The following is an 8,535-nucleotide window of genomic DNA, read 5'->3' as shown; positions in this document are numbered from 1 at the left end:
CCCACCACCACGCGGCCCGTGTGGATGCCGATGCCAATGTGCAAGGGCTCTTCGCCCCGGGCGCTCCGCTCGGTGTTGAGCTGCTCGAGCGCCTCCAGCATCTGCAGCCCGCACTCCACCGCCGCCTGCGGATGTCCCGCCAGCTCCAGCGGCGCCCCGAAGTACGCCAGAATCCCATCTCCAATGAACTTGTCGAGCGTGCCCCCGTTGCGGAACACCACCTCCACCATCTTCGACAGGTACTCGTTGAGCAGGGTGACCACCTGCGGGCTCTCCATGCGGTCCGCCATGGTGGTGAAGCCTCGGATGTCCGAGAACAGCAGCGTCACCTCGCGGTGCTGGCCCAGGTCATTCCCGGGCCCCAGCTCCGCGATGCGCCTGGCCACCTGCGGCGAGAAGTAGCGCCCCAGCCGGACCCGCCGCTCCTGCTCGCGCGTCACGTCATTCACCAGGCCCAGCACCTGGCGGCTCACGAACGTCGCCGCCACCGCCGCCAGCACCAGCACCAGTACCAGGGCCTGCGGGTAGGCATCTCGGGGGATGCCCGCTCTCTCGCAGAGCACCACCTCGCAGGCGATGGCCACCACGGTCGCCACCGCCACCCCCACCCGGGACAGCCCCAGCATCGCCACTGCCATCAACAGCGTGACGTAGATGCCCACTGGCATGAGCGCCACCGCCACGGTGTTGGGCGAGTGCTGCAGCGCCGAGAGCTGAATGAGGCAGATGGCGGGCATGTCGATCCCCACCACCCCGAGCGCAGGCCTCCTGCTCAGCGCCTGGAAGCGCCGGGCTCCCAGCCACAGGCCCACGGCCAGCCCGAAGTACACCCCCAGCATCCACCACGGCGTCTTCCAGTCGAACAGCACGGCGAACAGCAGCCAGCCTACCGCTCCGCCCACTCGGAAGCGGTTGACCCACTCGCTGACCTGCGCGCGTCGCTCATCCAGGCGCTGGAGCAGGAGCTCGTCGACACCTGACTCGGAGGATGCCGTGGACACAATGGCCCTCAGGCTAACCCAGGAGGTTCTCTCTCGCCAGGATGCCACCGGGACGCCTGCCGCCGGGCGATGGACTATCTTGGACTGCAGGTATGGCAAGCATCGGTCACATCGCGGTGGGCATGGCCCTGGGAAGGCACGAGGCAGGTTCCTCCTCGAGAGGCCGCCTTGCGGCCAGCATGGCGATCTTCTCCGCGCTCTCACTCTCGCCGGATGCGGATGTCGTCGCCTTCGTCCTCCGCATCCCGTACGCCGCGCCCTGGGGACACCGGGGCGCCACGCACTCGCTCGTCTTCGCGGCACTGGTGGCGCTCGGCCTCGTGGGCCTCGCCCGCCTGCTCCGGCTCCCGCCCTGGCGCATGGGACTGCTCGCCTTCCTCGCCGTGGGCAGCCATGGCCTGCTGGACGCGCTGACGGACGGTGGGCTCGGGGCGGCGCTGCTCTGGCCCTTCTCGAATGAGCGCCTCTTTGCGCCGGTGCGCCCGCTGCCCGTGGCGCCCATCGGCGTTGGCATGTTCTCCTCACGAGGGCTGTACGTGGTGGCGGTGGAGTTCATCGCCTTTCTGCCCTTCTGGGCCTTCGCGCTCTGGCCACGACGGCGCGCGGCCCCGGAGTCCTGAGCCATGCGACTCTTCACTGCTGTCACGCTTGGGAGCGAGGTAGAGGCCAAGGCCTCGGCGGGCCTCGAGCGACTCCGGTCCCTGGCGCCGAAAGCCCGCTGGGTCCACCCGGATGGCTTCCACCTCACGCTGGTGTACCTGGGCGAGGTGGACGACGCCCAGTTCCCCGCAATTGGCGATGCGCTGACGCCCGTGTCCCACCACCACACGCCCTTCACCCTCACCATCGAGGGAGGAGGGTGCTTCGGTGCGCCCCGCCACCCGCACGTGCTCTGGGCCGGCGTTCGCGGGCACACCGCCGCGCTGGAGGCGCTCCAGGCGGAGGTGGCCATCGTGCTGGAGCCGCTGGGCTTTCCTCGGGAGAAGCGCCTGTACACAGCCCACCTGACGCTGGCTCGCTCCAAGGAGCCCAAAGGGGACCCGGCGTTCCTCGAGTGCCACCGGGCGCTCGAGGGCCAGCACTGGGGTGAGGGGCGCGTGGAGCACCTCGTCCTCTTCGAGAGCAAGGCGGGCCGGTACCTGCCACGGCTGCAGTTCCCGCTGGCGGGGGTGCTCTGAAGCCATGACAACGCTCGACCGACGCCTCGAACCCTTCGTGCAGCGGCACCCCTACCCGCTCGTCTTCATGACGGTGAGCGGGGCCCACCTCTACGGCTTCCCCTCGCCGGACTCGGACTGGGATCTGCGGGGCATCCACGTGCTGCCCGCGCGCGAGGTGGTGGGGCTGGACACGGGGCCGGACACGGTGGAGCAGTCCACCCTGCACGAGGGCCTGGAGATGGACCTCGTCACCCACGACGTGGCCAAGTTCTTCACCCTGCTGCTGCGCCGCAACGGCTACGTGCTGGAGCAGGTCTTCTCCCCGCTGGTGCTGCGCACCTCGCCGGAGCACCAGGAGCTGAAGTCGCTGGCCAACGCCTGCATCACCCGGCACCACGCGCACCACTACCTGGGCTTCGCCGAGACGCAGTGGCGGCTCTTCGAGAAGGAGCAGCCGCGCCGGGTGAAGCCGCTGCTCTACGTGTACCGGGTGCTCCTCACCGGCCTGCACCTCATGCGCACGGGCCGCGTAGAGGCGAACCTCCTCACCCTCAACGAGCACCACCGGCTGCCGTACGTGCCCGAGCTCGTCCAGCGCAAGCTGGAGGGACCGGAGAAGGGCGTGCTGCCAGAGGGGGACTTCACCTTCCACGAGCGGGAGTTCCACCGCCTGAGGGAGGAGCTGGAGCGAGCCAGGGATGTGAGCTCGCTCCAGGAGGCGCCGAGTGCGCGCGCCGGGCTCCACGAGCTGCTGGTGCGCCTGCGCCTGGCCACGGCGCGCTGAGCGGCAGGCTCGGCTCCGGGCTGAGCGATGTGGCGGGCCAACACCCGCGCCGCGGCTTCCATGCGGGCGCGGGCGTGGGTCCGGAGCGGGCGCTTCGCTCAGGGGTGCACTCCCTCCCGGCGCGAGGCCACCACGAAGCGCCGGGTGAAGCGGAACGGTGTCCCCCTCGGGGTGGCCGGGTAGTCCGCGCTCAGCAGCGGCCGGAGCATGTCCAGGAAGGCCTTGCTCTCGTCGGGCCCGAGCGCCGCGAGCACAGGCCGCAGCGTGGTGCCCAGGAGCCACTGCAGCACCGCATCCTCTCCCTGCAGCACGTGGAGGTACGTGGTGTCCCAGGCATCCACGGTGAGGCTCAGGCCGGCCAGCTGGGCCTCGTAGAAGTCGAGCGGCTCGGCATGCCCCCGGCGAACGGGAGCGAGGGTAGCAGCGAAGCGCGGGTGGGCCCTCACCTCATCGATGCGCCGGTGCGAGGGAGCATCGAAGTTGGCGGGTATCTGGAAGGCGAGCACGCCGCTCGGGGTGAGCTGGGACACCAGCCGGGACAGCAGCGCCGGGTGGTCCGGCAGCCAGTGGAGCGCCGCGTTGGAGAAGAGCACCTCCACCGGCGCGGAGGCCTTCCAGCCCGCCAGGTCCGCCAGCTCGAAGCGAACCCGCTCCGGCGTGGCGCGGCGGGTGGCCTCCGCCACCATGGCCTCGGAGGAGTCCACGCCCGTCACCCGGGCCGAGGGCCAGCGCTCGGCGAGCACGAGCGTCAGGTCCCCGGTGCCACAGCCCAGATCGACCACCTGGACAGGAGCGGCCGCCTCCACCCGCGCGAGCAGCTCGAAGAAGGGGCGCTTCCGCTCATCTCGGAAGCGCTCATACTGCGCGGGGTTCCACATAGACCCTCCTCGTGCTGCCAGCCAGGGCAGCTTCTGGTGACGCAGCGAAACCTCCGCCCCGCGTCAGGGCTTGAACTGGACGACGTACGCGGTGAAGGTCGCCGTGTTGATGAAACTCTCCCGATAGAAGAGCAGTGTGGAGTTGTTTGACAACACGGCCTGGGCGCGCATCTCGTTGATGAGCTCGCCCGACGCGTACCGTCCTTCCCCGTGGAGCTGTCCCGAGGACCACTGACCACCGCCGAACACGAGGGTTCGGCTCAGGTCCACGGGAGTCGTCAGCGGGACCGACGCGGTAGCCCCCGTGAGCTGCTGCGTGACCTGCTGCACGACGGTCCCCATGGGGAACGTGACCACCTCCCAGGAGATCTCGCCGAAATTCGAGCCGGCGCAGTTGACCGTATCGCCCTCGCCTCGCGAGAACCTCACCGTCGCTCCGCTGTTGATCAACTCCCCGCGAAGCGCGCGGTCGCAGATCCTCCCGTTCGTGCCGTCGTTGGTGTACGAGTACAGGACGATCGATCTGTCCAGCGCCACAGGCGAGGCCAGGGTGACCTCCCTGTTCGTCGCCCCACTCGCCAAGCTGGTCACACCCCGCTGAAGCTGGGAGCCCGCATACGCGACCCCCTGGAGGTGGTTGTTGTCGGTGACACCGCACGCTCCCAGCTTCCGGATCTCGGCAAGCGTCGACGACTTCAACTCCACGAGCCGATAGACACTGCTGCCCATGTTGTTGATATCTCGCTGGCTGCTGAGCAGCAGGAAGGTGCCGCTCGGCGTGGTGGCGAAGAGGGTGACGGGAGTGGTGTCCCCTGCGCAGTTGGTGGCGTGATGCTGGACATCCACGCCCGAGGGAAACTCCGCCACGTTCCAGCGGATGTTCACAGTGGCATTGTTATCGAACCTCTCGCACCTGACCTGAGTGCCACCGTCCAGGAAGCACCGGACGTTGCCCCTGTCAGAGCGCGCATGTGTCGAGGTGGCTTGGAAGGTCAGAAACGCCTTCTGCACATCGAGGAGCGCAGGCGTGATGGGGCAAGTGACACTCACATCATCGAGAATGCAGGTACCGGTCCGGACGGTGGGGATGATGGACTCGGCCTGGGTGGCGGAGGTGAGAGCTGGGGCCGAGGCCGTCAGCGTGAGGAGGGCCGTGGCGTTGATGCCGCCCGTGAGGCCCTTGAAGTAGAAGCTGGCCGTGCTGTTACCCGCTGCAATGGAGACTTCGCTGGTAGCGGTGGTGCAGCCCGCCCCCGAGAAGAACTCCGTCGTGGCTGAGGCGCTGAGGTCCGCGGTGACGCCCGTGCTCACGAGATTGCCGTAGGCATCCTGGCTCTGCACCGTCCGCATGGCACACGTGCCCGCGAGCAGGGTCTCCGGAAGCGTGCTCGCGGAGAAGGCCAGCGCGGCCAGGTTGCCGGGGGTGACCGTGTGGTCCTGAGTGGCGCTGGTGAGGGTACCGGAGGCCATGATCGTCACGGTCCGCGCCTTCTCGGGCCTGAAATAGAAGCTCGCCGTCGACTGGTTGCTGGGGACGGTGACGCTTGGAATGACGGTGCTACAGCTCGCATCCGAGTAGAACCTGAACTGCGGGTCCATGGGCGTCCCGGAATGGCCGAGGGTGACGATCGTGTTCGTGGCCACGGGAGCAGCGTTGTTGCTGGAGTCCGCTGACTGGACAGTGACCATGAGCGAGCAGGTGCCCGCGGTGACAGTGTGAGCCAGGGTGGTGAACCGCCACTGGGTCGGCACGGGCGTGAGGGTGGCACTCTGGGAGGCGGGGGTGAGGCTCCCCGAGGATGCGGTGAGTGTGACTGTCCCTGGGGCGGCCCCCTTGAAATAGAAGCTGGTGCTGCCCTGTCCCTGGGCGATGGTGACCGAGGTCACCACGGCGGTGCAGATGCTGTCCGAATAGAAGGTCAGGCTCGCTGGCGGGTTGGTAGCGAGGTTCACCGTGGTGGCGGAGATGACCGTCGTCGGGCTCCCCGACGCCCGTGCCTGCACCGTCACGATGTCAGAGCAGGCCGCCATCTGGACGGTGCGCGCGGGTGTCGTGAAGACCAGCTCGGTCGGTGCCAGCGGGTTGATGGTCTGCTGCTGGTTGGCACTGGTCAGGCCGCTGCCGCTCGCGGTGATGGTCACAGTCTCCGCAACCGTGTCCTTGAAGTAGAAGCTCGCGTTGCTCCCGCCTGCCGGAATCGTGGCGGAGGCCGTCGTGCTCGAACATCCCGCATCCGAGAAGAAGGCGATGGTGCCCGTGGAGCCCATCAGGCCGATGAGCGTGTTGGCCGTGGCCGTCACGACGTTGTCAAATTCGTCCAGCAGCCGCACGGTGGTGACGGCCGAGCATGCACCCATCTCAAGAGGCTGCGGCGTGGTCAGGAAGGCAAGCTTGCTGGGCGCGGCTGGATTCACGGTCAGGGCCAGCGTGCCTTGAGTGAGTGGTGCTCGGGTCGCCGTCACCCCCACGTTCCCCACCGCCACCGTTCCCCTCATGTAGACGGTCGTGCTGCTCTGGCCCGAGGTGATGGTCACCTGGTTCGTCGGGCCCGAGCAGTTGGTCGCTGTCGAGAACGTGAAGCCCGAGGAAGGGCTCGCCACGAGATCGATCGTCTGATTGCCCGAGACGGGCGCCGCATTGCCATGAGGGTCATTCACCCGCAGCGTGACCGGCGTGCAGGCTCCCGCCGTCATCGTCAGCGGCGACTGTGGGAAGACCAGGACGGTCGGCGTGCCGGGGTTGATGGTCACGCCCTGGTTCCCGGTGATGCTGCTCGAGGTCGCCGCCAGCGTCGCCGCCCCCGCGCGAGTCCCCCGGAAGTAGAAGCTCGCGTCGCTCGAGTTGGCCGGCATGGTCACCGACGGCACCGCGGACCCCGCGCAGCCTGGTTCCGAGAAGAACTGGAACCCCTCGGGAGGTGCCACTGACAGCGTCACCGCCGTGTTCGTCGCCACCCGCACCGCGTTGCCGTGGAGGTCCCGGAGCTGCACCGTCACCACTCCCGAGCAACTGCCCGCCGGCACCGTCTGCGGACCGGTGGTGAACGCGAGCACGCTGGCCGTCCCTGGATTGATGGTGACGCTCAGCGGCGTGCTCATCAGAGTCCCAGAGGTGCCGCCGATGGAGGTGTTCCCCGCCTGGGTGCCCCGGTAACGGAAGCTCACCGAGCCGGTGCCCTGGGCAATCGTCACGGTCGCCGTGGTGGGTATGCATCCAGCGTTGGTGGAGAACGTCAGCGGCACACTGCTCGAGGTCAGGTTGATGGTCGTGCCCGAGGTCGCTGGTGTCGGATTGTCATGCGCGTCCCGCAACTCGACCGTGACCAACCCCGAGCAGTCCCCCGCTGGCAAAGTCGGCGGTCCCGTGAACACCATGACGGAGGGAGGACCCGCGTTGATCGTCGCGGTCTGCAAGCTCCCGGTAAACCCGGCGGCCGTGAGGGACATGCTCACGCTGCCGGACTTCGTCCCTCGGAAGTAGAAGCTGCCATCGGTCGTGCTCGTGGCGAGGGAGACGCTCGTCACCTCGGTGGTGCAGCCCGCATCCGCATAGAATCGGAAGCCCGTGGATGGAGAGGCTCCAAGCGTAACCAGCGTGGCGGCCGTGACTGGAGCCGGGTTGCCCTGTGCATCCTGACTCTGGAACTGAACGATCTGCGAGCAGGCCCCTGCTATCGCCGTTCGCGTGCCAGAGGTGAAGACCAGCCGGTTACCAGGTCCCGCGATGATCTGCACGGCCCTGGAAGCCGGCGTCAGCCCGGTCGCCGACGCGTTGAGCGTGACCTCTCCCGCAACCTGGCCCAGGAAGAAGAAGGATGCACTGCCCACGTTCGTGGCCAGGTTCACGCTCGTGATGGACGTCGTGCACGCAGCATCCGAGAAGTAGGTCACACCTCCGCTCTGGGTCTGCAGGCTCACGGCGACGGGCGCGGTGACCTGGGCGTCGGAGCCTCTCTCGTCCTTCACCTTGACCGTGGCACTCGTGCAGGTGCCGGCTGTCACGGTACCGGCCTGCAGCTCCAGCGCGAGCGCTGTCGGCGGGCCAATGCACGCGGTGGCCAGGCAGCCAGAGGCCTCGCACCCCTTCTTGCCGTCGCAGTTGAGGTCCGTCTGGAGCGTGCACTGCTCCACCACGCCCGGGTTCTCCGCCAATGCCCCGTCGTTGCAGTCCGTTCCTCCTGCACCCTCGTCGACGAACTGATCACCGTCCCCATCCTGGCCCGGACTGAGCCGCAGCTCATTGGCCTGGGTGACCTGGTTCGTGATGAAGGAGGCAGTGACCGTCTCGAACTCACCGTTCGGCCGCCCCGGCTGGCTCTCCTGACAACTCCCGTCCCGGTACGGGCGCGCGGCGAGCTCCACGGTCTCCGGCAGTGAGCCCCGGAAGACCGCGATCTTCAGATCCTCATCAACGCGAGGCAGCCAGCGGTGCTCGAGGCGTTGCTTGGAGACCGGATCCCGGACCTCGAAGAGAACGCACGTTGCGACGACCTGGGAGGTCAGCAACACTTTCGCGTGAATGGCCTCGCCCTCGATCTCGCCCTTGCAGGCCGAGAGAGTGACGAGCAGCGTCAAGAGGCTGATCTTCTTCACGTCGCATACCTCGAATGCAGGGGGGTATGCGACACATGCTATCACGCAGGAGCGCGCCCTCGTCGCTGGCGTCACGTCGCTTGGACGCCTGCCCCGGGCTAGGGCCCCCCACCCCCCAA

Annotated in this window: 6 protein-coding genes; 3 read left to right on the top strand and 3 right to left on the bottom strand. The window is 68.0% G+C overall.

Annotated elements, in window-relative coordinates; translation table 11 throughout:
- Positions 1–1,001, bottom strand: a 1,001-nt coding sequence (locus tag VD972_RS40725) for an adenylate/guanylate cyclase domain-containing protein (RefSeq protein ID WP_324994628.1), incomplete at its 3' end; no start/stop codon positions are given.
- A 92-nt stretch (positions 1,002–1,093) separates the two neighbouring features.
- On the opposite strand from VD972_RS40725, the gene VD972_RS40720 reads away from it, so the two are divergent.
- From VD972_RS40720 to VD972_RS40710, 3 genes are read left to right on the top strand one after another with little or no spacing between them, the layout of a single operon-like run.
- On the top strand, positions 1,094–1,621 hold the full coding sequence (locus VD972_RS40720) for a metal-dependent hydrolase (RefSeq protein ID WP_324994626.1): 528 nt from the start codon (positions 1,094–1,096) through the stop codon (positions 1,619–1,621).
- A 3-nt stretch (positions 1,622–1,624) separates the two neighbouring features.
- On the top strand, positions 1,625–2,179 hold the full coding sequence (thpR, locus tag VD972_RS40715; protein ID WP_324994624.1) for an RNA 2',3'-cyclic phosphodiesterase: 555 nt from the start codon (positions 1,625–1,627) through the stop codon (positions 2,177–2,179).
- Positions 2,180–2,183: 4 nt separating this feature from the next.
- Positions 2,184–2,945, top strand: a complete 762-nt coding sequence (locus VD972_RS40710) for a nucleotidyltransferase domain-containing protein (RefSeq protein ID WP_324994622.1) — start codon at positions 2,184–2,186, stop codon at positions 2,943–2,945.
- A gap of 98 nt (positions 2,946–3,043) precedes the next feature.
- On the opposite strand, the gene VD972_RS40705 is transcribed toward VD972_RS40710, so the two are convergent.
- Together VD972_RS40705 and VD972_RS40700 are read right to left on the bottom strand one after the other, a co-directional pair.
- Positions 3,044–3,823: a methyltransferase domain-containing protein gene (locus VD972_RS40705; RefSeq protein ID WP_324994620.1), complete on the bottom strand. Its 780-nt coding sequence runs from the start codon at positions 3,821–3,823 to the stop codon at positions 3,044–3,046.
- Positions 3,824–3,886: 63 nt separating this feature from the next.
- A complete protein-coding gene (locus tag VD972_RS40700; protein WP_324994618.1) occupies positions 3,887–8,416 on the bottom strand; it encodes a hypothetical protein in 4,530 nt (1,509 codons plus the stop codon).
- Positions 8,417–8,535 lie beyond the last annotated feature (119 nt).

Origin of the sequence: Hyalangium sp. (genome assembly GCF_035629615.1) — a bacterium.
Classification (GTDB): domain Bacteria; phylum Myxococcota; class Myxococcia; order Myxococcales; family Myxococcaceae; genus Hyalangium.
Note: the sequence above shows the minus strand (reverse complement) of the source record. Positions and strands in the feature narration are given on the sequence as shown.